Origin of the sequence: Agrobacterium vitis (assembly GCF_037039395.1) — a bacterium.
In the GTDB taxonomy this organism is placed as follows: Bacteria; Pseudomonadota; Alphaproteobacteria; order Rhizobiales; family Rhizobiaceae; genus Allorhizobium; species Allorhizobium vitis_E.
Map to the genome: position 1 here is coordinate 3,848,333 of NZ_CP146242.1, position 22,766 is coordinate 3,871,098.

Here is a 22,766-nt window from a genome sequence, read left to right on the forward strand (position 1 = left end):
GATCCGGGTTTATCCCGGATCACGCACAACAGATAAAGCAAAAACATGCGGCGGAGACCGCAAGGGGAATTGGCTAAATGGGCGGACTCGCTTCCGCGCTCGACGCCTTCTGGGCGCTCGTTTCGCAGATTTTCGATCCCTTTTGCGGCAGCGCCGGGATCTTCACCTGGTTTGCATCCGGGACACTTCTGGCCTGCGGCGATGCGGGCTGGGGAGATGAAATCGGCTTCGGCTTCAAGGTCACCGTCACGCTGGCCGCAGCAACCCTGCCGTTCGGATTGGTGATTGGCTTCCTGATTGCCCTTGCCACCCAAAGCAGCGAGCGCATGCTGCGTCAGGCCGCCGCAATCTATACGACGATCTTTCGCGGCCTGCCCGAACTCCTGACGCTGTTCATCGTCTATTATGGCTCGCAGATCCTCATTCAGGCCGTCCTCGCCTCCATGGGCTTTGAGGAACGGATTGAAATCAACGCCTTTTTCGCAGGCATGATCGCGCTGGCTCTGGTGTTTTCGTCCTATTGTGCTGAGGTGCTGCAATCGGCCTTCCGGGCCATTCCCTCCGGCCAGTATGAGGCGGGCTTTGCCATCGGCCTGTCGCGCACCAAGACCATGTTGCTGGTGATCGTGCCGCAATTGATCCGCATCGCCCTGCCCGGCATCATCAATCTGTGGATGAACCTTTTAAAGGATACTGCGCTGGTCTCTGTCATCGGCCTTTCCGACATTATCCGCCAGACCGGCATTGCCGCCCGCGTCACCAAGGAAGCCTTCCTGTTTTATACGATTGCCTGTGCGCTTTATCTGGTGCTGGCAATCCTCTCCTCCATCGCCGTCGGCTATATCGAAAACTGGACGAAACAGTCGGGGGCGAACCGATGAGCCACAGTCTTGAACTGATTCCGCCGCGCCCAGCACCTCCAAGGCATGAGCATCGCGTTACCCCTGGCAGGGTATTGGGCGGATCTTTGCTGCTGGTCTGGGCTTTGCTTGGCCTTGGCCTGCTGGCGATGATGATCGGCAATTGGGACCAGGACAAATTCATCAAATACGGCCCGCGTTTTATCTCTGGCCTTGGGACGACGCTCAGCATCGTCGCCATCTCGATTGCGGCGGGCGCAGTCCTTTCCATCCCAATTGCCGTCGGGCGGATGTCGGAAAACCGTCTGGCCAATGCCGTGACCTATGCCTATGTCTATGTCTTTCGCGGTACGCCGCTGCTGGCGCAGGTGTTTCTGGTCTATTACGGCCTGGGCGGGTTCCGAACGGAATTTGAGGCTGTCGGTCTCTGGTGGTTCTTCCGCGATGCCTGGTATTGCGGGTTGCTGGCCCTGTCGCTGAATACGGCAGCCTATCAGGCTGAAATCCTGCGGGGCGCGATCCGCAGCGTCGGACGCGGCCAGCATGAAGGTGCTGCTTCGCTGGGGCTGCCGCGCGCTGTCACTTTCTGGAAAATCATTCTGCCGCAGGCGCTGATCGTCGCGCTCCGGCCTTACGGCAATGAAATCATCCTGATGGTCAAGGGCTCGGCCATTCTGTCGATCATCACCGTTCTCGATATGATGGGCGAGACCCGCTACGCCTTCTCGCGCACCTTCGACTACCAGACCTATCTCTGGGCGGCGATCTTCTATCTCGCCATTGTCGAAATCCTGCGCCATGGCTGGGCCGCCATCGAAAGACGGCTGACGCGCCATCTGAAGCGCTGACAAGCGCTTGGCAGCACTCATGGCAATACGCTGCTAACCATATGATTTTTATTTCGAAATGTCATTTATGACAGTTTTGTTAAGCCTCGATTAAGCCTCGCATGGAACCATCTTCCTATCGGACGAACCGATGCGCGACGGGCAGGTCGCACCTGTGCCGCCGGGATCAGAATGGGAACGAAACGAGGTTGCCATGAACACTGACATCAGGAATGACGACACACCTAAATCTGGCATGACTTCCGATATGGAAATGCTGCTGAAGGGCTATGGCATGACCACAGCGCAAATTCTCTACCGCATGCCGGATCACCAAAACCTGCTGCAAACCTTCGTCTGGCAGAATTACGATCTGGCCCCGGATTTTCCGGAGATGCGAGGTTTCCTGAAATTCTGGCAGGAAAAGCTGGATGGACCGTTGCATTCGGTACGCTATGTGCATCGCAAACTGATTGCTGCCAACGAATGGCGGGCGCTGAAAGGCGAATTCATCCTGCATTGACGGTCGGCCTTGGAGGGACAGCTGGCGATGTTGCCAAACGCGCCATGAGCCGGTAGACCCTCACGCCAATCGCCTGTTCTCGGCACCGACCATTGACTTTCAATGCCGGGCCGAGATCATGCGGATGGATTGAAATTTACGCCAGAGCCTGACGCCCGATCCGGTGCGCGGCGGCGTGATCTGAGGGCGACGCAATGGCGAAAATCGATGAAGAAAAGCTATCCGAGGCTTATAACCGGGCCTTGGCGCTTGAAAAGGCTGGCGATATCGACGCTGCGGTGAAAGCCTATCACGAGGTTCTGGAAATCGATCCGGAAGACCATGGCGGCGCTGCCGTCCGCCTTGCCTCGCTTGGCCGTGGTGAAACGCCGCCACGTGCCTCCGATGCCTATGTGGAAACGCTGTTTGACCAGCATGCCGAGGATTTCGAGGATATTCTCGTTGATCAGCTCGGCTACGCCGTGCCGGTCATCGTGCGCCAGCGCTTGCAGGAACTGAAGCTTGGCCCGTTCAAGCGCCTGCTGGATCTCGGCTGCGGCACCGGTCTGACGGGCGGCACCCTGCGTGACATGGTGGACGATATCACCGGCATCGATCTTTCGGAAAACATGGTCGAGATCGCCCATGAGAAAGACCTTTACGACACGCTTTACGTTGCCGAAGTCGAGGATTTCCTCGAGGACAATGACGAGGACCTGTTCGACCTGATCACTGCCACCGATGTTCTACCCTATCTTGGCGCGCTTGAGCCGCTGTTTTTCGGCGTGTCGGAAAATCTTATGCTGGGCGGCTATTTCATCTTCTCCTCGGAAACCATGGGCGAGGATGTGCCCTACAAGGTCGGCCCGCATCAGCGTTTCGTCCATGCGCAGACCTATATCCGCGAGCGGTTGGCCGCCACCGGCTTCGAGGTCATCGAAGTCACCGACATCAATGTGCGCATGCAGGATGGTGAGCCTTCGCCCGGCCATCTGGTGATCGCGCAATTGAAAACCTTGAACTGACCTGCTGCATAATTCTTTAAACCGAAATTGGTTTAAAGAGAAAATTATGCAGCAGATTTAAGGAGCTACAGCGAACCTTTGTGCGCCATATATGGCGCACGGCGCTGTAAAAGCCGCGAGGGCGAGATGACAGGACCAGAGCTTCATCCGCCCTTGCCGCCCTACCGAACTGGTCACCTGCCGGTCACGGGCGGCCACCGGATCTATTTCGAATGCAGCGGCAACCGTCAGGGCATCCCGGCCCTCATTCTGCATGGCGGCCCCGGCTCCGGCCTCTCTGAAACCACGCGCCGGTTCTTCGATCCAGAGCACTATCACATCATCCAGTTCGACCAGCGCCATTGCGGTCGCAGTCTTCCCTTTGCCGGCGATCCGGTGGTCGATCTCAGCACGAACACACTGCCGCATCTGCTTGAGGATATCGAAGCTTTGCGCCTCTACCTCGGCATTGAGCGCTGGCTTGTCATGGGTGGCTCCTGGGGGGCGACGCTGGCGCTCGCCTATGCCCAAGCGCACCGGGAGCAGGTTCTCGGAATGCTGCTGACCATGGTTGTCACGACAAGTGCTGCCGAAATCGAATGGATAACACGCGGCGTCGGACAGTTTTTTCCCGCAGAGCATGCGCGCTTTCTTGACCATCTTCCAAGGGATCAGCGAGACGGCGATCTCGCTACGGCCTATCACCGACTGCTGATCAATCCTGATAAAGAGATTCATGAAAAGGCCGCAAGTGCTTGGTGCACATGGGAATCTGCCACTCTCTCCATAAAGCCGGGCTATGTCCCACATGTCAGGTGGTCGGACGCCCGGTTTCGGCTGTGCTTTGCTCGGCTCGTCACCCATTACTGGTCGCATCGCGCCTGGTTGGCTGAGGGGGAAATCCTTCAGGGTATCAAGCTGTTGGATGGCATTCCTGCCATATTGATTCACGGTCGCCTCGATTTCGGCAGTCCCCTGAAGACCGCCTATGAGCTGCACCTTGCCTGGCGGGGCAGTCGCCTGATTGTCGTTGAAGATGGCGAACACAATATCAGCGTTCCGGGCATGACGGCTAAGGTCATCGAGACCCTGAAATTCCTTGCCCGCGAATTGAAAGCCTGAGCCATCATGCGGCCATCAGAAGAGGTTTCACCCAAAAACAACTTTTCCTGTGTGGCCGGCTGCGATACCTCTGGCGACACGCAATAAGCAACGGAGACTTAAGACATGGCCAAGGTGGCATTCATCGGATTGGGCGTCATGGGTTATCCCATGGCCGGACACCTGAAAGCGAAGGGCGGCCATGATGTGACGGTCTATAACCGCACCACGGCCAAGGCCGAAAGCTGGGTGGCCCAGCACGGCGGGGCGCTTGGCCTGACGCCGGCAGAGGCTGCGACCGGTGCTGATTTCGTCTTCACCTGCGTCGGCAATGACGATGACCTGCGTGCAGTCACCATTGGCGCCGATGGTGTTTTCGCGGGCATGAAACCCGGTGCGATATTGATCGACAACACCACCGCCTCAGCGGACGTGGCCCGGGAACTGTATGAGGCTGCAAAAGCCCAAGGCTTTGGCTTCATCGATGCGCCGGTGTCCGGCGGCCAGGCCGGGGCGGAAAATGGCGTGCTGACGGTGATGTGCGGCGGAGACGAGCCGGTGTTCGAACAGGCCCGTCCGGTGATCGAAGCCTATGCACGGATGATCGGCCTGATGGGCCCAGCGGGTTCCGGTCAATTGACCAAGATGATCAACCAGATCTGCATCGCCGGTATCGTGCAGGGCTTGGCGGAGGGGGTGCATTTCGGCAAGCGGGCCGGTCTCGACATTGAAAAAGTCATCGAGGTGATTTCCAAGGGCGCTGCCGGTTCGTGGCAGATGGAAAACCGCCACAAGACCATGGCCGTCGGCAAATATGATTTTGGCTTTGCCGTCGATTGGATGCGCAAGGATCTGGGCATCGTGCTGAACGAAGCCAAGACCAATGGCGCCACCCTGCCGCTGACAGCCCTGGTCGACCAATTTTACGGCGACGTGCAGAAGCTTGGCGGCAATCGCTGGGATACGTCATCCCTGCTAGCCCGGCTGGAAAAGTGATGAGATTTGGGGAGCCTGTCTATCGGGCTCCCCAGCCCCTTATTCCTCACCCGATTTGTTATTATCGAGCATCATGTAATCGAGCGGCAATTCGGTCGTGTATTTAATCTGCTCCATGGCGAAAGCCGAGGATACGTCGCGGATCTCGATCTTGGCGATCAGCCGCTTGTAGAAGGCGTCATAGGCGCCGATGTCAGGCACCACGACCCGCAGCAGGTAATCCACATCGCCGCTCATGCGATAGAATTCGACCACTTCGGGAAATTCCGCCACCACTTCGGAAAAACGCTTCAACCATTCAATCGAATGGGTATTGGTGCGCACCGAAACGAAGACCGTCACCTTGGTATTGACCTTGACCGGATCGAGCAGCGCCACGCGGCGCTTGATCACGCCATCCTCTTCCATCTTCTGGATACGCCGCCAACAGGGCGTGGTGGAAAGACCGACCTTCTTGGCGAGGTCAGCAACGGCAAGAGTGGAATCCTCCTGCAAAATACGCAGAATTTTACGGTCCAGACGATCCATGAGCGACACCATTGAAATTTTTTTCCGGTATAGCGCAATTTGGAGCAAACGAAAGCAAAATGCTTTCACCGCAGACAGTGATCCACTTGCTTTTTCAAGACAGGTAGCAATTCTGCCTCAAACCACGGATTGCGACGCAGCCAACCGCTGTTTCGCCAACTGGGATGTGGCAGTGGCAAAATTTTCGGCCCGGGCCGGTTGGTAAAAAACGATTCGCGCCAGCTTTCCACCGTGGCATGCAATGTTGGTTTTCGCTGGTCCCCCATGTGCCAGCGTTGCGCATATTGGCCAATGGCAAGCACCAGCTCCACCTGAGGCATGACGGCCATGGCAGCATCGCGCCAATGCGGGGCGCATTCGCGTCGGGGCGGCAGGTCGTGGCCGCTGGCGTCGTATCCCGGAAAGCAGAAGCCCATCGGCAGGATGGCAAAGTTGCGGCTATCGTAAAACGCCTCCCGGTCCACGCCCAACCATTGCCGCAGCCGATCGCCCGAGGCATCGTTGAAAGGCAGTCCGGTTTCATGCACCCGCTTGCCCGGCGCCTGCCCGGCTATCAGAATGCGGGCTGTAGGCGACAGGACGGCGACGGGCCTTGGTTCATGCGGCAGCGCCGTTGCCTGCGTCGGACAATCCCGACAGATCCGGCAGGCGTGAATGGCGGCACGCAGTCCGTCGAGGTCAACAGGCACGCTCACGGTCAATTTTCGTCCTGCTTGCGGATGATGTCATTGCGAGGATGCAGCTTTCGCCATTCTTCCGGCCGGTCGAACGTGCCTGCCCAAAGCCCGGCTTTGTCGGCCTGGGCTTGCTTTTCCTCATTCTCATAGCCGCCCGCATTCAAAACGAGACCGGAGCGAACCATGTCGGCGCCAACATCTCGGTCCATGACAGTGCAAGTCACCAGAATACGGTCGTTTTCAATGCGATCCCTTCCCTGGCAGAGGACGCCAGCCTGAGCCATGCGCTGGGCGAGACCAAATCGGGCCTGCGCACCGCAAAGCTGGACAACACCATCCTCGCCCCGGCACCGCTGACCGATTTCCGGTGAATCCAGGCCCCTGAGTTGCAGGCGTTGACCATTGGTCACCAATGTTTCACCATCGGCAATGATGAAAGGGCCATCGAAGGACGGCATCTTGCGGGGCCAGAAGGCAGCGGCAAGCATCGTGCCGATGACCAGGCAGACGAAGGCGGCAGCGATGATCCGATGCATGCGTGTCACAATCTGGCCCTTTTCAATAACAGCCGGTATCCGAGAATGGCAAATAAAACCTTTCCAGAAAGTAACTCTTAAGACTTCATGGCTAGTCTGAGACGGACCGCGGAAAAAATGCAACCATATCATGGGTAACGGCGTCTCAAACTCGACCGACAAGAATATTGTCGACCTATCGCGTAGCCACCGCAACAAGGCGACGGCAAAAGCCTTACGCATGACCAGAGAACGCTTGCATTCCACCCATGGCGGCACACCGGCTTTCGAAAAAGACCTGCTGTCCATGCATACGCAGGCCAGCCTGCAAGGCGCGGCCATCACACCCTTCATCACGATATTGACCGCTGGCCTGACAGCTTACCTGTCGGGAAGCCCGATCTATATCCTCTGGGCACTGCTGACGCTGAGCATTCACGCCCTGAACATTCTGCTCATCCGCAAGGCTGCCAAACGCATTCCGGTCACTCATCGCCAGGAACATTGGCGTCATGTGCTGTTGGCCGGGCATCTGGCCATGGGCTGCTGCTGGGCGGCCTTTACCTTTCAGACCTGCGAGGCATGCGGCCCGACAAGCGACCTGCTGCTCAAAGGCTCGGTGCTGCTGGTCGTGCTCTGCACCACGGCCATGACCAATATCCTGCTGCGTCAGGCCGTGCTCTATGCGTTTACCCCACCGATCATCGCGCTTTCCGCCCAGGCGTTTTTTTCGCAGCGCGTCGAAGACGCGACGCTGGCCCTGGCCTTTACCGTCTCCGTGCTGTTCTTCATCTATATCACCGGCAGGCTCTACGTTTCCAACCTCAAGCTGATATCCTTCCAGAGCGAAAAGGACGACCTGATCGCCGAGCTGGAAGTGGCCAAATCCATGTCGGACGAAGCCCGCCGCCGGGCGGAAGAAGCCAATATGGCGAAATCGCGCTTTCTCGCCTCGATGTCGCATGAGTTGCGCACACCATTAAATGCCATTCTCGGCTTTTCAGAGGTCATGGCCCAGGAAGTGCTGGGGCCGCTCAACAATCCGCTTTACCGGGAATATTCGGGAGACATCCACAGGTCCGGCCAGCACCTGCTCAATCTGATCAACGAAATCCTCGATCTATCGCGAATCGAAGCCGGTAAATACGATCTTTCGGAAGAATCGATCTCTTTGCTTGAGGTCGCCGAGGACTGCGTCGGCATGGTGCAATTGCGCGCCAAGGCGAAGGATATCAACATATCCCAGCAATATGAGGTCAACCTGCCCGCCCTTTGGGCCGACGAAAAGGCGCTTCGGCAAGTGGTGCTGAACCTTTTGTCGAATGCCGTGAAATTCACGCCACCGGGCGGAGAAATCCTCGTCAAGGTCGGCTGGACGGTCGGCGGCGGGCAATATGTCTCCATCAAGGACAATGGCCCCGGCATCGCCGAAGAGGAAATCCCCGTGGTGCTCTCGGCCTTCGGCCAGGGCTCCATCGCCATCAAGAGTGCGGAACAAGGGACGGGCCTCGGCCTTCCCATCGTTCAGGCCATCCTCGCCAAGCATGGCGGCGAATTCAAGCTGAAATCGAAACTGCGCGAGGGAACGGAAGTAATAGCCATCCTGCCGGCAAAGCGCGTTCTACAAACGATTCCCGCCGTACAAGGAACCCAGGCCGTGGAGCCAAAGCGGCGTTATTTCGCCTGAACAAACGAGTTCTGAACGCTTACCGCTGCATATGAGGGTGTCGTTTGCGGCCCAGCTTCCAGCCATTTTTTTGAGCTCTTGCAAATTTCAGCCCGGCCCTTCGGCGAAACCGCCGAACCGGCGCGACGTCATGGGACAGGACCAAGACGCCAAGCGGCACCATCCAGAAGCCAAGCACGGGCAGAAAGCCCAGGCAGCCGCCAACCACCAGAAGACTGCCAACCGTGATCCGTCCGCCGCGAGACTGCGGGATCGGCAGGTTGAAACGCCCCAGATGCAGACGCCCCTTCTCGGTATCCATATGATAAGTCTTGGTTTTCTTTTCCGTCACGGTCGTCCTTCAAGGCCGCTTGAGGCCAGTTTTCCCACAGACATCAGATGGGAAAGAGGGGAAAACAAAACAAGAGGCACTTTTTTTTCAAAAAGGGACTTGGCAAACCATGAAAGCCTGAGTAGAAGCCCACTCACACCAACGGACGCGGTTCACACCGCTTCAAACGGTACATTCCCTGGTAGCTCAGCGGTAGAGCATTCGACTGTTAATCGACAGGTCGCCGGTTCGAATCCGGCCCGGGGAGCCATATTCCAGCTGATTAGCTGACATTATAAAGCCGGATCATTTCTGATCCGGCTTTTTTTCTATCCTAGTTCAAGCTCATCGGCTTAACGGCAAACCGTCGTGGTCTTGTAGACCCAACGACCGTGATGACGGAACTTGACCTTCTTGGTCCGGCAGTTATCGCGGTAGGCGTGATGACGCCGTTCGAAATTGCGATGGTGGGGACGATGGGGACGGTATTCGTCACGGCCATAGTGGCGATCAGGATGATAACCGCGATCGTTTACCATAACCCTGACATCATCGGCCAAAGACGGCGCTGCCGTTGCGGTGATGCTTCCCAGACCGATCAGACATGCGACCAAAAATTTCTTCATCTTCTATCTCCTGATGCGTTTCACTGGAAACGATGGCTGGAGATTAAGCGAATGAAGATGAACGCAATCTGATCCTCTTGTTCATGTTGAGGAAGGGTATTTTTCAGCGATCACATGCCTAAGGTTACTCAGGCGCCACGCATTCAAAAAACTGAAAAGGCCGACCTTTGTATTCGCGCTGCTGCGTCTCCGTAAGGCCGATCTTGCGCAGCACGGCCAGCGAGGCAGCGTTGTCGACATGGGCGAAGGCGATGAAGGCATTCCCGATGCCTTGCTCAAAGAACCAGCGCTTCAAGCCTGTAGCGATTTCCGTTGCAAAGCCTTTGCCCCATTCATCATGGCAGATGGAATAGCCCAGTTCGTACTGCCCGCTGTCTTTCGACCATGAGAAACCGGCACGCCCGATGAAGCGGCCATCGTCCCGGGCAACCAGCTTGAGCTTACCAACACCATTTGCCTCATAGTCATCCATCCAGCCATCGATACGTTCCGCCGAGTAGGACTGGCTCCATGGCGCTCCCGTGCTGACAAAGCGGCAGGTTTCCGGGGTCGAATGAAGGTCGGCCAGCAATGTCTCATCGCCCGCCCGCCATGGGGTCAGCAAAAGCCGCTCCGTCTCACAGACCAGCGGCATCTGATGGACACCACCCGATTCCGCCTGGCGCACGCCAGTGGTGCCGGGAAAGGTCAAGGGCAGGCCTTTCAGCGAGCGTACCGCCAGATAGGCCCAGGCCTCCGCCTCCATGGCATCGCCATCGAGCGCCAGATCATCGGCATTGACGATATCAGCCCCTTCCCGCGCCGCCATGTCGTTCAAATCAGCCATGATAACCGCATTCAACCGGCCACCGCCGCAGATCACATAGGTTTTCGGCTTCTGTGGCAAATGCCGGGCGGAGGCGAAAATCGACGCCGCAGCCACATGCGCCAGCGTGCGCGCGCCATCCTCGAGGCTGATATCACCGGGCTCGGGCGGGGTAAAATCATTGCGATCCAGCGAGCGGCGCAGATTGGAGGTGAAAAACCCATGGCCAAGATAACGATCCGCCAAGGGCTTCACCACCCGCCCCTTGGCGGCAATCCCGCCTCCGGCATCGAAAGCAAGGGCGGTATGGGCCTCAACCCACTGGTCGATCAAGGTATTGCCGGGACCACTGTCAAAGGCTGCGATTGCGCCGTCGGCACCGATATAGGTCAGGTTGGAAATGCCACCGATATTGACGAAACAGGCCGGAAGGCGCTCCGCCCCCAATCCGCCAGCCAGCGCGGCATGGTAGGCAGGCACCAGCGGCGCGCCCTGCCCGCCATGCACCATATCACTGGCCCGCATGTCGTAGACGACATCAATACCGGTTTGGCGGGCCAGCAACGCGCCATCGCCAAGCTGCACCGTCAAAGCCTGCTCCGGCCTGTGCAACACCGTCTGTCCATGAAAGCCGATAACATCGATATCGCGGGCGCGAAGCCCTTTCTGCCTCAGGAAGGACTTGACCGCATCTGCATGAAGCAGCGTCAACTCCGTCTCCAGCGCGGCCAGGCTGGCTGGGCGCTGGTGGCGGGCGGTGATCGCCTTGGCATCCTCCAGCCCCTGCTTCAGCCGCTGGCGAAACGCATCGTCATAAGCCACCGCCAGAAACGGCCCGCGCTCCACCACCGCCTCACCATCTGTGGTGACAAGGGCAACGTCGATGCCGTCCATGGAGGTGCCACTCATCAGGCCGATTGCTTGCAGCGTTTTGGTCACGACTCGATGTTCCTTTTGCTGGCGATCAGAAAGAGCGCCATTGATGGCTGAAATTGATGCACTTTTCAAAAAACAATGATAAAGCCGCCTCGAATTCCAAATTCACAAGACCAAAGTCCGATACCAGAAGGCGTGACGATCATGTCCAAGTTCAAGTCCGATTTCCTGCATATCCTGTCCGAGCGCGGCTTCATCCACCAGATGTCCGATGAAACCGGGCTGGATGATCTGCTGACGAAGGAAAGCGTGACGGCTTATATTGGCTATGATCCGACGGCTTCCAGTCTGCATGTTGGCCACCTGATGCAGATCATGATGCTGAACTGGTTTCAGGAAACCGGCCATCAACCGATCTCACTGATGGGCGGCGGCACCGGCATGGTGGGCGATCCGTCGTTCAAGGAAGAAGCCCGCAAGTTGATGACCATCGAAATGATTGAAGACAATATTGCTTCAATCAAGCGCTGCTTTGCCAATTACCTTGATTACGACAAGGGCCCCAAGGGCGGCGCATTGATGATCAACAATGCCGAGTGGCTGCGTGGGTTAAACTATCTTGAGTTCCTGCGCGATGTTGGCCGTCACTTCTCGGTCAACCGCATGCTGTCGTTTGATAGTGTCAAGACCCGCCTCGACCGCGAACAATCGCTATCCTTCCTGGAATTCAACTACATGATTCTCCAGGCCTACGATTATGTCGAGTTGAACAAGCGCTACGGCTGCCGTCTGCAAATGGGCGGCTCTGACCAATGGGGCAATATCATCAACGGCATTGACCTTGGCCACCGCATGGACACGCCACAGCTCTACGCCCTGACGGCACCGCTGCTGACCACCAGCTCCGGTGCAAAGATGGGCAAGAGCGCGTCCGGCGCCGTGTGGCTGAACGCCGATCTGCTGCCGATCTACGATTTCTGGCAGTACTGGCGCAATACGGAGGATGCCGACGTTAGCCGCTTCCTCAAGCTGTTCACCAAGCTGCCAATGGATGAAGTGGCCCGTCTGGCCGCCCTTGGCGGTGCAGAGCTGAACGAAGCCAAGAAGGTGCTGGCAACGGAAGTGACTGCCATCCTGCATGGCCGCGCCGCCGCCGAAGAAGCCGCTGAAACCGCCCGCAAGACCTTCGAGGAAGGCGCACTGGCCGACAATCTTCCCTCCATCGAGGTCGCCACCGGCGAGCTTGAAGCAGGCATCGGCCTTCTGGCCCTGATCGTCAAAGCCGGCCTCGCCGCCTCCAACGGCGAAGCCCGCCGCCATGTGCAGGGTGGAGCCGTGAAGATCAACGATCAAAGCGTCTCGGACGAGCGCCTGAGCATTGGCACGGCTGAGGTAACTGGTGATGGCGTGATCAAGCTATCGCTGGGCAAGAAGAAACATATTCTGGTGCGGCCTGTTTGATAGGAGAGCCTTCTGCACTTTGATTGGTGCAGAGGGCTTCTCAAGCGTTACAAAGTCAGGGGTGAAACGATCATTTTCGCAGGATGCTTGCGTCAGGGATTGTGTTTCAGAGCTTGGCAATCGCCATCTACCGATTATCCAACTGTTTGAGAAAGTTTATCATCAGTTCAGACACTTCGGTCGGCTTCTCCTGTTGGAGCCAATGTCCAGCTTCGGGCAGGATGTGGGTGCCACGCAGGTCTGGAACCAAGTCAGACATGCCAGCGATGATCTGATCCATTCCAGGAATGCTTAAACCGGGATCGCGCTCACCAATCATAAAGAATGCCGGCACGTTGACTGTTTGGCCTGAATAAGCCTGCTGCAATTCCCAATTACGATCCAGATTTCGATAATAGTTGAGGCCGCCGGTAAAACCTGATGCCTTGAATGCGCGGACCAAGTGCTGGAAATCTTCGGGGGCCAGCCAATCCGGCAGCGTGTCCACATCCGGCAGGCCCGCCAAGAGCCCCATGCGTCGCATCACCATTCCAAAGGGATTGGGCGTACCGTCACCGGGTTTGCGCGGCCCCGCTTCTCCACTTGCTGCAAAAATCAACTTGCGGAGCGTCAAACTCACGTCTTGAGAGAACTCAGCGTCTGCGGTCTGCGGCTCTTGAAAGTAGAGGGCGTAGAACATGGCTTCTTCGTTCTGCGGGAAGATTTGTGTCGGTGGAACGGGTGGTGAGCCCATCATAGGCACAGTCAGTGCTCCGACAGCACGAAACCTGTCCGGGCGCATGAGTGCAGCTTGCCATGCGATAGTCGCTCCCCAATCGTGACCGAAGACAATTGCCTGTTTCTCGCCCAATGCGTCCAACAATGCCACCAAGTCGCCGACGGCATGGAAAACCGTATATTGATCTTCACCCGTCGGCGCGTCAGTGCCACCATAGCCCCTCAAGTCTGGCGCGACGACGCGATAACCCGCCTGCGCAAGAGTACCGATCTGATGCCGCCAAGCGTGTTTGGTTTCAGGAAAACCATGGCAAAGCAACACCAAGGGGCCACTCCCCGCATCAAGGATGCTCATATTAATGGTGCGGGTCGGGATCATCATCTCATTCATCTGGACCTCTGGATATTTTGTTTGGCGCTTGTGATGGAAGCGATCAAGTTCGCCAAAAAACGAATAGGAGCCAACGTTGGTCCGAAAGCGCTCATTCTATTTCGTAACAATATGTGTTACATAAAATCCTTGACGTCAAGATATTGTAACAAATAATGTTACGGAAAGGTATGCAATGAAAACCGATAGTCGGCTCCCCAGAATGCTGCATGTTCTGGTGCACATGGGCTTGCTTGGCGGCAGGGAAACGTCGGAACGGATCGGGAAAATGCTCAATACAAATCCCGTGGTCGTGCGCCGTACGTTAGGCGCCTTGCGAGAGCACGGAATTGTTGAATCGGAAGGCGGTCGCGGCGGCGGATGGAGGCTAACCAAACCGCTCGATCAGATCACGGTGCTCGACGTTCAACGAGCTTTGAACGAAGGGCCTATTCTTCATGCCCCGATCTCGCGTGATCACCCGACATGCCCGGTGGAGCGGGCCTCCAACGCCATCCTTGAAGAGGCACACGGGGCAGCCGAAATCCACGTTACAAAGAAATATGCGGAGACAACGCTTGCGCAAATCGGTGAGATTGCCCTTGCGGGAAAAGATGCGAGGTAAGCCAGAGATTGCGCACGGACAATGTTCCTACTGTCAAGTTCAGTGATTCTGCCCGCTCTCAACCAGCGCCTTTCCACCCCTCCTCAAACACCAGATCCTCCAGCGCCAGCCGCTTGCGCCACCCCTTCACCTGCAATTCCGGCTCATCATAAAGCTCGGCAACGTGGCCAAGACACAGCCACCCAACAATCTCAATCCGCTCTGGAATATTGAGAATGGCGCGCAAATCGGCATCGTGAAAAATGCTGACCCAGCCGACGCCGATGCCTTCTGCGCGGGCGGCGAGCCAGAGGTTTTGGATGGCGCAGACGGTGGAGTAGCTGTCCATGCGGGGGTTATGGGTTCGGCCCAGTACCACGGGGCCTGCGCGGTCTGGATCGCAGGTGACGCAAATGCCGAGCGGGGCTTTGAGAATGCCTTCCAGCTTCAGATTGCGGTAAAGCGTGGCCTTCTCGCCTTCGAACAGCGCTGCCGCCTCATCATTGGCCTTGGAAAAAGCCTGCCAAACGGCCTGCCGCCGTGCGGCATCGCGCACCAGGATGAAATTCCAAGGCTGCATGAAACCGACGGAGGGGGCGTGGTGGGCGGCGGTCAGGATGCGCCAGAGCGTGGCATCGTCTATCGGATCGGGCAGAAATTCATCACGCACGTCGCGACGGGTCATGATGGCCCGGTAGACGGCAGCGCGTTCTTCGGCAGAAAAAGCTCCGGCAGACACCAGAGCATCGTTCATTAAGTCCTGCATCGTTTGGTCCCCAACAATGCGCCCTACACGATCCCTTGCGAATCGCGATCAAGCAAAACGCACCTGCCGTCCGCGCAAGGAGCGTCCATCATGTCAGGCCGGTCTTCTGACTGGGCGTCATTTGATTGCCGCACCTTCCCGGTTCTCACCAGTGGCAAAAGCAGCAACCATCAACCTCACAGCGTTGGGCACGTTGCGGAATTTCACCGCATTCCCGATTCTCCCGCAAACATGCGGGCACCTGACAAAGGGCTGGTAATGGCAGACTGCGGCGATGCTTAGGCGACCGCCGGAAAATACCGCACATAGGCGAATTCCTGACCGTCCGGCGACCAGCTTGGCACATTGATCGTTCCCTGACCGCCAAACAGCTCGAACAGGGTTTCGACATTACCGCCGTCCATATCCATCAGGCGCATGCGGACATGGAGATCGCGCGGGTGGTCGAAAACATCGGCGTCATAGGAAATGAACACCACCTTGCGATTATTTGGGCATGGATGGGGAAACCAGTCACCCTGCCCGTCATCGGTCAGGCGCTGCACATCCGAGCCATCCGGGCGAATACGCCAGATCTGCATCGCGCCGCTGCGGCTGGAGTTGAAATAGATCCATTCCCCATCCGCCGACCAGTCCGGCCCATCATTGCGGCCTTCGCCATGGGTCAGGCGCAGTTCATCACTGCCGTCAACCGAGATTGTGTAGATGTCGAAGACCTGGTCACGGATACCGCAATAGCAGACCCGTTGGCCATCCGGCGACCAGCCATGCCAGTAGGAGGGCAGGTTCTTGGTGATCTGGTTCGGCATACCGCCTTCGGCAGGCAGAATGTAGAGGCAGGTTTTGCCATGCTCCACCTTATCGCAGATCGCGAGCCATTGGCCATCGGGCGAAAGACCGTGGTCATTGTTGCAACGGGTGGCAAAGCCAGTGTCAATCTTTTCCGGCACCGGCTGCCCGACCAGAGGCAGGCGATACATCAACCCGTCATCATTGAGGATCAGGCAGGCGCCATCCCGCGACCAGTTCGGCGCTTCCACCAATCGCTCTGTCTGCCAGACAATGCGGCTCTGGCGGGTCTGAATATTGTAAATCTCGACAGAGCTGCGCATAGCCGCTAGCGATCCCTAAAGCGGTTGGTGATCGGATAACGGCGGTCGCGGCCAAAATTTTTCTTGGTGATTTTGACACCCGGCGCAGACTGGCGGCGCTTGTATTCCGCCAAATAAAGCAGATGTTCGACGCGGTGAACGGTGGCGATGTCATGGCCACGCGCCAAAATCTCGTCCACCGACATTTCCTTTTCCACCAGGCATTCCAGAATGTCATCCAGCACCGGATAGGGCGGCAGGCTGTCCTGGTCCTTCTGGTCGGGGCGCAGTTCGGCGGATGGCGCCTTGGAGATGATGTTGACCGGAATGACCTCACCCGCCGGGCCGAGCGCACCAACTGGCACATGGGCGTTGCGCCATGCTGACAGCGCATAGACCTGCATCTTGTAGAGGTCCTTGATCGGATTGAAGCCGCCGTTCATGTCGCCATAGAGCGTCGCATAGCCCACCGACATTTCCGATTTATTGCCTGTTGTCACCACCATGGAGCCGAACTTATTGGACACCGCCATCAGAATGGTGCCACGGGTGCGGCTTTGCAGGTTTTCTTCGGTAATGCCGCTTTCCGTTCCCTCGAACATATCGGCAAGGCTGGAGAGAAAGCCTTCCACCGGCTCTGAAATCGGCACGATGTCATAATGGCAGCCGAGCGCCTTGGCGCAATCGGCGGCATCCTTGAAGCTTTCCTCGGATGTATAACGATAGGGCAGCATGATGGTGCGCACCCGTTCATGCCCCAGCGCATCGACCGCCATTGCCGCGCAAATCGCCGAATCGATGCCACCGGACAGGCCGAGCACTACGCTCTTGAAGCCGTTCTTGTTCACGTAGTCGCGAAAGCCCAGCATGCAGGCGCGGTAATCCGCCTCCTCGCCCTCGGGGATATCAGAGACCTCGCCCGGCGCGCAACGCCAGCCATCGCCCTGCCGCGTCCAGGTGGTCAGCACAATGCTTTCCTCGAACTGCGGCATCTGAAAAGCCAGCGTCTTGTCGGCATTGAAGCAGAAGCTGGCGCCATCGAATACCAGCTCATCCTGCCCACCAACCTGATTGGCGAAAACCAGCGGCAGGCCGCTTTCGATTACTTGGCGCAGCACGACCTGATAACGCACCTGAAGCTTGCCGTGGTAATAGGGCGATCCATTGGGAACCAGCAGAATTTCCGCGCCGCTTTCGGCCAGCGTCTCACAGACACCGAGATCGTTCCAGATTTCCTCGCAGATCGGCACGCCCAGCCGCACGCCCCGGAAGTTCACCGGTCCCGGCATGTCGCCTTCGACAAACACCCGCTTCTCATCGAATTCGCCGTAATTGGGCAGGTCGATCTTGTCCCGCAGACCGAGGATCTTGCCGCCATCGATGATCGCCACCGAATTGTGCCGGCCTTTTTCACCCTGGCGGGGAAAGCCGACGATGACGCCCGGTCCGCAATCGGCGGTATCGGCGGCCAGCTCATCCACCGCCGCCTTGCAGGCTTGCAGAAAGGCGGGTTTCAGCACCAGATCTTCCGGCGGATAGCCGGAAATGAACAGCTCGGACAGCAACAGAAGATCGGCCCCCAGCGAGGCCGCCTTGGCGCGGGCGGCGCGGGCAAGGCTGAGATTGCCCACCACATCGCCCACGGTCGGGTTGAACTGAGCCACGGCAATGCGCAGCGTTTCGGGTCTTTGGACTGTGTCGCTCATGGCTCAAGGTTTAACCCGGTCATCGGTGGACTGCAACGGCCCAAAACGACCTGCTGAGACGAAAAATAGTGCTGTCCTGTTTCCTCAAAAACAACATGGAGGGCGCGGCTCCATTGTGGCCAACCAGCCGAAAAGATGGATATTGGCCGCAGGTCCCACCTGATATAATCGGCCACAGAATACCAAACGCAGTTTTTTGAATGGTGGTTTTTATTCCCATATATTTTATGGGACAAAGCGCGTATGTTTTGCGCAAGCCCGTTGCACCGGCATTGCAATGAAAATATAAGGTAGCCTGATGATCTTGGACGAAGGTTAACCGGAGATTGGCTGGCTTGTCGCTATTCTTTTTTCCATAAAGTGTTAACTACACCAGCAGCCATAACATATGCTTTTCTCTTTCGTCATTGTCGGATTCAACACAGATGTTGTCATCTCCGCGTTCACAAATCTCATCGCCATCCCTTCTGAGCCGTGAGGCAATCGCCGCTCATCCGGCTTTTCCGGAAATCGAGCGGGAAATCGCCCGGCACCTGATCGGTATCCATGTCAAAACCCCGCGCCTGTCGCGCCTCAAGGCCTGTCACCGTAAATGGTTGATGTCGCATTCCATGTATGCGCTTGCCTTGCAGCGAACACCGGAAGATCCGCTTTCGGGCCTGACGGCCTCCCGCTTCATGGATGCGGCCATGCAATTGGGTGCGGCTAGCCGCAATACCGCAGCGTCTTTCCTGGCCGAACTTTCCGCCTATAAATTTATAGAGGAAATAGAAAACCCGGCCGACCGGCGAATGCGTATCCTGGTGCCGACGGCGACAGCCGAGGCAGCAATGATCTCCTGGTTTCTGGGGCATCTGGATTGCCTTGACCGGCTGGACGATGGAGGCCGCCGCGCACTTGCAGATGCCAATCCACTTATTTTCAGGGTTGCCCAGCCGATGATTGCCCAGGCGCTGGTGGTGGACCCTGATTGGCGCATACCGCGTGAAACGATTGCTCCGTTTCTCAATTCGGACATGGGTGGCATGGTGCTGCATGGCATGATCAGCCAGATCCCGGACCGGCCCGATGCCGATGGCTTCTATCGACTGGGGCCGATCAGCCTTGCAGCGCTTGGAGAGACCTATCTGATCTCGATCACCAATCTGAAGCGGATGTTCAAGAAGGCGCAAGAAGAAGAATTGCTCGGCTGGGAACTGCCCCGCCGCCGTGGCAATGTCTGGCTGTCACAGCGTTTTGTCGATGATTACTTCCATTGGCAATCGACAAAGTTCGAAGCCATCAACACTGCCTTCTGGAAAGCGGTCGCCCAGGTCAACGTTTTGACGCCGCATCAGACCGAACAAACGAGAGCTGAGTTGTCCCAAGCTGAGAAGGCGAGAGCAGACTTCAAAGTGTTTTCTTGATGTTCCAGCGGTCGTGATACCAGAGCCACTGCTCCGGATATTCGCGCACCCAGCTCTCCACCTTGTCGTTCAGCATTTGCGCGGTGGCCTGGACATCGACCCGGCCCTGAACATCCTTCGGGATGTCCACTTTCGGTTCGATTTCCAGCCGGTAGCGATTGCCTGGCAAACGGATACAGCGGGCCGGATAGATATCGCAGCCGAACTGGCGCACCAGCTTGGCCAATAGCGGATTGGTGCGCACTTCGCTGCCAAAGAACGTCGTGGGCTGGCCCTTCTTGAACTTCTGGTCGACCAGCACGCCGACCCCCTTGCCTGCTTCCAGCTGGCGGGCCAGATGAAAGGACGAACCGGCATGGGAGGGCACGAGATTGCCCATCCGCGCCCGGCGGAAATCGAACACCATGTCGGCGATATAGGGATTGTTGGGCGGGCGAAACAGCACCGTCACATAGAGGCCGAAGGCAGCGCCTGCCACCGGCAGCATTTCGAAATTGCCGGTATGGCCGGTGAAAACGATGAACGGGCGCGGATTTTCCAACAGGTCCATAAAGATCGGAATGCCGGAAACCTCAACGCGGCCCTCTCCCAGCTTTTCCGGGTCGAAATCGAACAACTCGTCCAAGAACACATATTCGGCGATCTGCCGTCCCATATGTCCCCAGGCGGCCAGCGCGATGGTCTCGATTTCCGTCTCGGATTTTTCCGGAAAGGCATTGCGCAGATTGGTCAGCATCAACCGATGGCGCTTCAGCTTCGGACCGATAAACCGTACCAGCCGATCGGCACCGTTCAAGGCTTTATCGGCAGGAAACAGTTTCAGCAGCGTCAGCAAGACCAGGATGAACTTGGCCACCAGCCATTGCGGAAATTTCCGCAGACCCAGCACGACCTTTGTCAGAACCCGACGGAGCATGATCAATCCATTTTCAGGATGATTTTGCCAAAGATCTGGCGGCTTTCCATCCGGGTCAGCGCCACGTCGATATCCTCGAACGTCACCTGCGTATCGATAACGGGATGAACGAGGCCACGGGCCATTTTCTGCATGGCATTGGCCATGTTTTCCATCCGGCAGCCAAACGAGCCGAGCAGCTTCAATTGCTGCTGGAACAGCATCATCAGGTTCAGGTCGGTCGAAACGCCTGATGTCGAGCCACAGGTCACGAGGCGTCCGCCGCGCTTCATGCACAGCATGGAGCCAGCCCAGGTATCCTTGCCGACATGTTCGAACACAACGTCGACGCCCTTTTTCTTTGTCAGCTTGCGCACCACGCCTTCAAACCGGTCCGTGCGGTAGTTGATGACGTGATCGGCACCCAGCGCCCGCGCCCGCTCGATCTTGTCGTCCGAGCCAACGGTGGTGATCACTGTGCAGCCGATCTTCTTGGCCAGCTGTATAGCCGCCGTACCGATGCCGGAGCCGCCTGCATGGACGAGAATGGTTTCGCCCGGTTCCAGCTTGGCATTGTCGAACAGCATATGCTCGACCGTACCGAAAGTAACAGGCGCAAGCGCTGCGGCAATCGCATCGACGCCCGGAGGGGCCGGCACCAGCAGGCGGGCCGGAATATTGATCTTTTCCTGGGCAAAGCCGTCGAGATGGAAGCCATGCACACCGCCGACATGTTCGCAGAGATTGTCGCGGCCATCACGGCAGGGCTTGCAGAGGCCGCAGGTGCGCGCACCATAGACAGCCGCCAGCTGGCCAGGCAGGATATTGCCGACGCCGGGACCGATAGCCTCGACCACGCCGGAGGCTTCCGCACCGATCACCAGCGGCATCTTGCGCTTGGCAAAGGCCATGCCGCGCCAGCCCCAGACATCGATATGGTTCAGCGCCACCGCCTTGACCCGCAGCGTCACTTCACCGGGACCGGGCGCATCCGGCTCCGGCAGATCGGTGATTTCAAGCTTACGGTCTTCGATCAATTGCAATGCGCGCATGGCTATCTTCCTTCGCCCGAGGGCTTATTTTATTGTCTTTCCTGTCCCGGTCGTGTCCGGGCCGGGTGAAGCCTTATCAGGCAGGTTCAAGGGTCATGACAAGGCTGGCATTCTGCCCGCCGAAGCCGAAGCTGTTGGACAGCACAGCCGAAACCTGTGCGTCGCGCTTGACGTTCGGCACCACGTCCAGCTCCACGGTCGGATCGGGATTGGTATAGTTGATGGTCGGCGGCAGGGTGCCGGTCAGCATTGTCTGGATCGAAAACACCGCTTCGACCGCACCGGCCGCCGTCAGCGTGTGGCCAATCATCGACTTGTTGGACGAGACCGGGATCTGGTCCTTCAACCGCTCACCAAACACCGACAGCATGGCGCCATATTCCATCTTGTCGTTTTCCGGCGTCGAGGTGCCATGCGCATTGATATAGCCGATGCCATCATCGGAAAGACCGGCATCATCAAGTGCTGCGCGGATGGTGGCAATGGCCGGGCCGCCATCCGGTGAGGAACGGGTGCGGTGGAAATGGTCGGCCTTTTCGCCACAGCCCTTCATGATGCCAAGCACCTTGGCGCCACGGGCAATGGCGGCTTCGAGCGATTCCAGCACCAGCGTCGCTGCACCTTCGGCGATAACGAAACCGTCACGATCCTTGCTGAAGGGCTTGGATGCCTTTTCCGGCGGATCGTTCTGGGTGGACAGCGCCGAGAGCAGCGCGAAGCGGATCAGCGCCTCGGCACCCACGGAACCATCGGTCGCCACCGTCAGCGCCCGGTCCGTACGGCCCTGGCGAATGGCCTCGACGCCAAGCTGGATGGCCGTGGCGCCAGAAGCGCAGGCCGTCGACAAGGTCACTGGCAGGCCGCGCGTGCCAAACCGGTCGGCAAGCCGCTCAGAAATCGAGCCGAACTGTACAGCTTCCAGAAACACCGGATCGGCCTCGGCGCGCATGGCAGCCAGCAGCCGCTGATAGGCATGGCCCTCGGCGCTTTCCGCAGGTGCGCGTTCAGCAAGCGCAAAACGATCGTCCCATTCCGGCTCGACCGGGGGCGCGGCCAGAAACAGCGGACCTTCGAAATCGCCGGACAGACCAGCCTGAGCCAGCGCCTCGATGGTGGTTTCCCGTGCCATGGCATAGGAACGTTCAACGGCATTGATGGCTGGAATATCGATGAAGTCCACCGTGCCGCTGATGCGGGTATTCAGCCCTTCGGTCGGAAACCGGGTGATCTTGTGGATGCCGGACACGCCACCGGTCAGCTTTGCCCAATTGTCGGCAAGCCCTTGACCAAGAGAGGTGATGACGCCCATGCCGGTGACGGCGATGATCGGACGACCGAGATGATCCTTGAAGCGGGACTCGAAACCGGATTGTGTCATATCTCT

General features: G+C 57.8%; 23 protein-coding genes, 1 tRNA gene, 1 pseudogene and 1 riboswitch. Of the genes and pseudogenes, 11 read left to right on the forward strand and 14 right to left on the reverse strand.

Going from position 1 to position 22,766, the window contains the following annotated elements; translation table 11 throughout:
- Positions 1 to 77 precede the first annotated feature (77 nt).
- The 6 genes from V6582_RS20335 to V6582_RS20360 all read left to right on the forward strand — a co-directional run bounded on the left by V6582_RS20335 (position 78) and on the right by V6582_RS20360 (position 5,290).
- Positions 78 to 881, forward strand: coding sequence for an ABC transporter permease (locus tag V6582_RS20335; RefSeq protein WP_156634396.1), 804 nt, complete (start codon positions 78 to 80; stop codon positions 879 to 881).
- Positions 878 to 1,708, forward strand: coding sequence for an ABC transporter permease (locus V6582_RS20340; protein ID WP_156634397.1), 831 nt, complete (start codon positions 878 to 880; stop codon positions 1,706 to 1,708). The genes V6582_RS20335 and V6582_RS20340 overlap by 4 nt, the downstream gene beginning before the upstream one ends.
- Before the next feature lie 235 nt (positions 1,709 to 1,943).
- Positions 1,944 to 2,210 (forward strand): usg protein, encoded by a 267-nt coding sequence (locus V6582_RS20345; protein ID WP_156634427.1) that lies wholly within the window; start codon positions 1,944 to 1,946, stop codon positions 2,208 to 2,210.
- Positions 2,211 to 2,404: 194 nt separating this feature from the next.
- Positions 2,405 to 3,214: a methyltransferase domain-containing protein gene (locus tag V6582_RS20350; protein ID WP_060715624.1), complete on the forward strand. Its 810-nt coding sequence runs from the start codon at positions 2,405 to 2,407 to the stop codon at positions 3,212 to 3,214.
- A 126-nt stretch (positions 3,215 to 3,340) separates the two neighbouring features.
- Entirely contained in the window at positions 3,341 to 4,315 is a 975-nt protein-coding gene (gene pip, locus V6582_RS20355; protein ID WP_156634398.1) for a prolyl aminopeptidase, read from the forward strand.
- A gap of 105 nt (positions 4,316 to 4,420) precedes the next feature.
- Positions 4,421 to 5,290, forward strand: a complete 870-nt coding sequence (locus V6582_RS20360; protein WP_156634399.1) for an NAD(P)-dependent oxidoreductase — start codon at positions 4,421 to 4,423, stop codon at positions 5,288 to 5,290.
- 39 nt (positions 5,291 to 5,329) lie between these two features.
- Here the strand turns inward: V6582_RS20360 and V6582_RS20365 are convergent, their stop codons facing one another.
- The 3 genes from V6582_RS20365 to V6582_RS20375 form a co-directional block, all read right to left on the reverse strand.
- On the reverse strand, positions 5,330 to 5,818 hold the full coding sequence (locus tag V6582_RS20365; RefSeq protein WP_015915887.1) for an Lrp/AsnC family transcriptional regulator: 489 nt from the start codon (positions 5,816 to 5,818) through the stop codon (positions 5,330 to 5,332).
- 65 nt (positions 5,819 to 5,883) lie between these two features.
- On the reverse strand, positions 5,884 to 6,519 hold the full coding sequence (locus V6582_RS20370; protein ID WP_156634400.1) for a uracil-DNA glycosylase family protein: 636 nt from the start codon (positions 6,517 to 6,519) through the stop codon (positions 5,884 to 5,886).
- Entirely contained in the window at positions 6,516 to 7,040 is a 525-nt protein-coding gene (locus tag V6582_RS20375; RefSeq protein WP_156634401.1) for a thermonuclease family protein, read from the reverse strand. Before V6582_RS20375 ends, V6582_RS20370 begins: the two co-directional genes overlap by 4 nt.
- A gap of 121 nt (positions 7,041 to 7,161) precedes the next feature.
- Between V6582_RS20375 and V6582_RS20380 the strand changes: the two genes are divergently transcribed.
- Positions 7,162 to 8,697, forward strand: a complete 1,536-nt coding sequence (locus tag V6582_RS20380; RefSeq protein WP_156634402.1) for a sensor histidine kinase — start codon at positions 7,162 to 7,164, stop codon at positions 8,695 to 8,697.
- A 19-nt stretch (positions 8,698 to 8,716) separates the two neighbouring features.
- Here V6582_RS20380 and V6582_RS20385 read toward each other — a convergent pair whose 3' ends face one another.
- Positions 8,717 to 9,028: a hypothetical protein gene (locus V6582_RS20385; RefSeq protein WP_420359852.1), complete on the reverse strand. Its 312-nt coding sequence runs from the start codon at positions 9,026 to 9,028 to the stop codon at positions 8,717 to 8,719.
- 175 nt (positions 9,029 to 9,203) lie between these two features.
- Here V6582_RS20385 and V6582_RS20390 point away from each other — a divergent pair.
- Positions 9,204 to 9,278 (forward strand) — tRNA-Asn (locus V6582_RS20390).
- Between the two features lie 82 nt (positions 9,279 to 9,360).
- Here the strand turns inward: V6582_RS20390 and V6582_RS20395 are convergent.
- The 3 genes and pseudogenes from V6582_RS20395 to V6582_RS20405 form a co-directional block, all read right to left on the reverse strand.
- Positions 9,361 to 9,633: a hypothetical protein gene (locus V6582_RS20395; protein ID WP_156634403.1), complete on the reverse strand. Its 273-nt coding sequence runs from the start codon at positions 9,631 to 9,633 to the stop codon at positions 9,361 to 9,363.
- 124 nt (positions 9,634 to 9,757) lie between these two features.
- Complete coding sequence (locus V6582_RS20400; protein WP_234889844.1) at positions 9,758 to 10,267, reverse strand: GNAT family N-acetyltransferase; 510 nt, start codon at positions 10,265 to 10,267, stop codon at positions 9,758 to 9,760.
- Positions 10,262 to 11,377, reverse strand: a pseudogene (locus V6582_RS20405) (anhydro-N-acetylmuramic acid kinase); the annotation flags it as partial. The pseudogene V6582_RS20405 and the gene V6582_RS20400, both read right to left, overlap by 6 nt.
- 141 nt (positions 11,378 to 11,518) lie before the next feature.
- Between V6582_RS20405 and tyrS the strand changes: the two are divergent.
- A complete protein-coding gene (gene tyrS, locus V6582_RS20410) occupies positions 11,519 to 12,775 on the forward strand; it encodes a tyrosine--tRNA ligase (protein WP_156634404.1) in 1,257 nt (418 codons plus the stop codon).
- Positions 12,776 to 12,902: 127 nt separating this feature from the next.
- On the opposite strand, the gene V6582_RS20415 is transcribed toward tyrS, so the two are convergent.
- Positions 12,903 to 13,883, reverse strand: coding sequence for an alpha/beta fold hydrolase (locus V6582_RS20415; RefSeq protein ID WP_156634405.1), 981 nt, complete (start codon positions 13,881 to 13,883; stop codon positions 12,903 to 12,905).
- A gap of 175 nt (positions 13,884 to 14,058) precedes the next feature.
- Between V6582_RS20415 and V6582_RS20420 the strand changes: the two genes are divergently transcribed.
- The gene (locus V6582_RS20420; RefSeq protein WP_156634406.1) at positions 14,059 to 14,487 is read left to right on the forward strand and encodes an RrF2 family transcriptional regulator; all 429 of its coding nucleotides are present in this window, start codon (positions 14,059 to 14,061) and stop codon (positions 14,485 to 14,487) included.
- A 58-nt stretch (positions 14,488 to 14,545) separates the two neighbouring features.
- Here V6582_RS20420 and bluB read toward each other — a convergent pair whose 3' ends face one another.
- From bluB to V6582_RS20435, 3 genes are all read right to left on the reverse strand, one after another.
- Positions 14,546 to 15,232, reverse strand: coding sequence for a 5,6-dimethylbenzimidazole synthase (gene bluB / locus V6582_RS20425; protein ID WP_156634407.1), 687 nt, complete (start codon positions 15,230 to 15,232; stop codon positions 14,546 to 14,548).
- Positions 15,233 to 15,311: 79 nt separating this feature from the next.
- Positions 15,312 to 15,492, reverse strand: a riboswitch (cobalamin riboswitch).
- Between the two features lie 18 nt (positions 15,493 to 15,510).
- Entirely contained in the window at positions 15,511 to 16,344 is an 834-nt protein-coding gene (locus V6582_RS20430) for a TolB family protein (RefSeq protein ID WP_156634408.1), read from the reverse strand.
- Positions 16,345 to 16,349: 5 nt separating this feature from the next.
- Entirely contained in the window at positions 16,350 to 18,029 is a 1,680-nt protein-coding gene (locus V6582_RS20435; RefSeq protein WP_156634409.1) for an NAD+ synthase, read from the reverse strand.
- Positions 18,030 to 18,454: 425 nt separating this feature from the next.
- On the opposite strand from V6582_RS20435, the gene V6582_RS20440 reads away from it, so the two are divergent.
- The gene (locus V6582_RS20440) at positions 18,455 to 19,435 is read left to right on the forward strand and encodes a hypothetical protein (protein ID WP_156634410.1); all 981 of its coding nucleotides are present in this window, start codon (positions 18,455 to 18,457) and stop codon (positions 19,433 to 19,435) included.
- Here V6582_RS20440 and V6582_RS20445 read toward each other — a convergent pair.
- From V6582_RS20445 to V6582_RS20455, 3 genes are all read right to left on the reverse strand, one after another.
- Positions 19,419 to 20,351 carry a lipid A biosynthesis lauroyl acyltransferase gene (locus V6582_RS20445; protein ID WP_156634411.1) on the reverse strand — a complete coding sequence of 311 codons (933 nt, stop codon included), beginning with the start codon at positions 20,349 to 20,351 and terminating at the stop codon, positions 19,419 to 19,421. The genes V6582_RS20440 and V6582_RS20445 overlap by 17 nt on opposite strands.
- A gap of 2 nt (positions 20,352 to 20,353) precedes the next feature.
- Positions 20,354 to 21,382, reverse strand: a complete 1,029-nt coding sequence (locus tag V6582_RS20450) for a zinc-binding dehydrogenase (RefSeq protein WP_015915871.1) — start codon at positions 21,380 to 21,382, stop codon at positions 20,354 to 20,356.
- A 76-nt stretch (positions 21,383 to 21,458) separates the two neighbouring features.
- Positions 21,459 to 22,760 (reverse strand): beta-ketoacyl-ACP synthase, encoded by a 1,302-nt coding sequence (locus V6582_RS20455; RefSeq protein ID WP_156634412.1) that lies wholly within the window; start codon positions 22,758 to 22,760, stop codon positions 21,459 to 21,461.
- Positions 22,761 to 22,766: the final 6 nt, after the last annotated feature.

What these genes read in the sequence shown, in the direction of transcription:
- V6582_RS20335 (WP_156634396.1), top strand. Translation starts at nt 78, where the DNA reads ATGGGCGGACTCGCTTCCGCGCTCGACGCCTTCTGGGCGCTCGTTTCG.
- V6582_RS20340 (WP_156634397.1), top strand. Translation starts at nt 878, where the DNA reads ATGAGCCACAGTCTTGAACTGATTCCGCCGCGCCCAGCACCTCCAAGG.
- V6582_RS20345 (WP_156634427.1), top strand. Translation starts at nt 1,944, where the DNA reads ATGACTTCCGATATGGAAATGCTGCTGAAGGGCTATGGCATGACCACA.
- V6582_RS20350 (WP_060715624.1), top strand. Translation starts at nt 2,405, where the DNA reads ATGGCGAAAATCGATGAAGAAAAGCTATCCGAGGCTTATAACCGGGCC.
- pip (WP_156634398.1), top strand. Translation starts at nt 3,341, where the DNA reads ATGACAGGACCAGAGCTTCATCCGCCCTTGCCGCCCTACCGAACTGGT.
- V6582_RS20360 (WP_156634399.1), top strand. Translation starts at nt 4,421, where the DNA reads ATGGCCAAGGTGGCATTCATCGGATTGGGCGTCATGGGTTATCCCATG.
- V6582_RS20365 (WP_015915887.1), bottom strand. Translation starts at nt 5,818, where the DNA reads ATGGATCGTCTGGACCGTAAAATTCTGCGTATTTTGCAGGAGGATTCC.
- V6582_RS20380 (WP_156634402.1), top strand. Translation starts at nt 7,162, where the DNA reads ATGGGTAACGGCGTCTCAAACTCGACCGACAAGAATATTGTCGACCTA.
- V6582_RS20395 (WP_156634403.1), bottom strand. Translation starts at nt 9,633, where the DNA reads ATGAAGAAATTTTTGGTCGCATGTCTGATCGGTCTGGGAAGCATCACC.
- V6582_RS20400 (WP_234889844.1), bottom strand. Translation starts at nt 10,267, where the DNA reads ATGCCGCTGGTCTGTGAGACGGAGCGGCTTTTGCTGACCCCATGGCGG.
- tyrS (WP_156634404.1), top strand. Translation starts at nt 11,519, where the DNA reads ATGTCCAAGTTCAAGTCCGATTTCCTGCATATCCTGTCCGAGCGCGGC.
- V6582_RS20415 (WP_156634405.1), bottom strand. Translation starts at nt 13,883, where the DNA reads ATGAATGAGATGATGATCCCGACCCGCACCATTAATATGAGCATCCTT.
- V6582_RS20420 (WP_156634406.1), top strand. Translation starts at nt 14,059, where the DNA reads ATGAAAACCGATAGTCGGCTCCCCAGAATGCTGCATGTTCTGGTGCAC.
- bluB (WP_156634407.1), bottom strand. Translation starts at nt 15,232, where the DNA reads ATGCAGGACTTAATGAACGATGCTCTGGTGTCTGCCGGAGCTTTTTCT.
- V6582_RS20430 (WP_156634408.1), bottom strand. Translation starts at nt 16,344, where the DNA reads ATGCGCAGCTCTGTCGAGATTTACAATATTCAGACCCGCCAGAGCCGC.
- V6582_RS20435 (WP_156634409.1), bottom strand. Translation starts at nt 18,029, where the DNA reads ATGAGCGACACAGTCCAAAGACCCGAAACGCTGCGCATTGCCGTGGCT.
- V6582_RS20440 (WP_156634410.1), top strand. Translation starts at nt 18,455, where the DNA reads ATGTTGTCATCTCCGCGTTCACAAATCTCATCGCCATCCCTTCTGAGC.
- V6582_RS20445 (WP_156634411.1), bottom strand. Translation starts at nt 20,351, where the DNA reads ATGCTCCGTCGGGTTCTGACAAAGGTCGTGCTGGGTCTGCGGAAATTT.
- V6582_RS20450 (WP_015915871.1), bottom strand. Translation starts at nt 21,382, where the DNA reads ATGCGCGCATTGCAATTGATCGAAGACCGTAAGCTTGAAATCACCGAT.
- V6582_RS20455 (WP_156634412.1), bottom strand. Translation starts at nt 22,760, where the DNA reads ATGACACAATCCGGTTTCGAGTCCCGCTTCAAGGATCATCTCGGTCGT.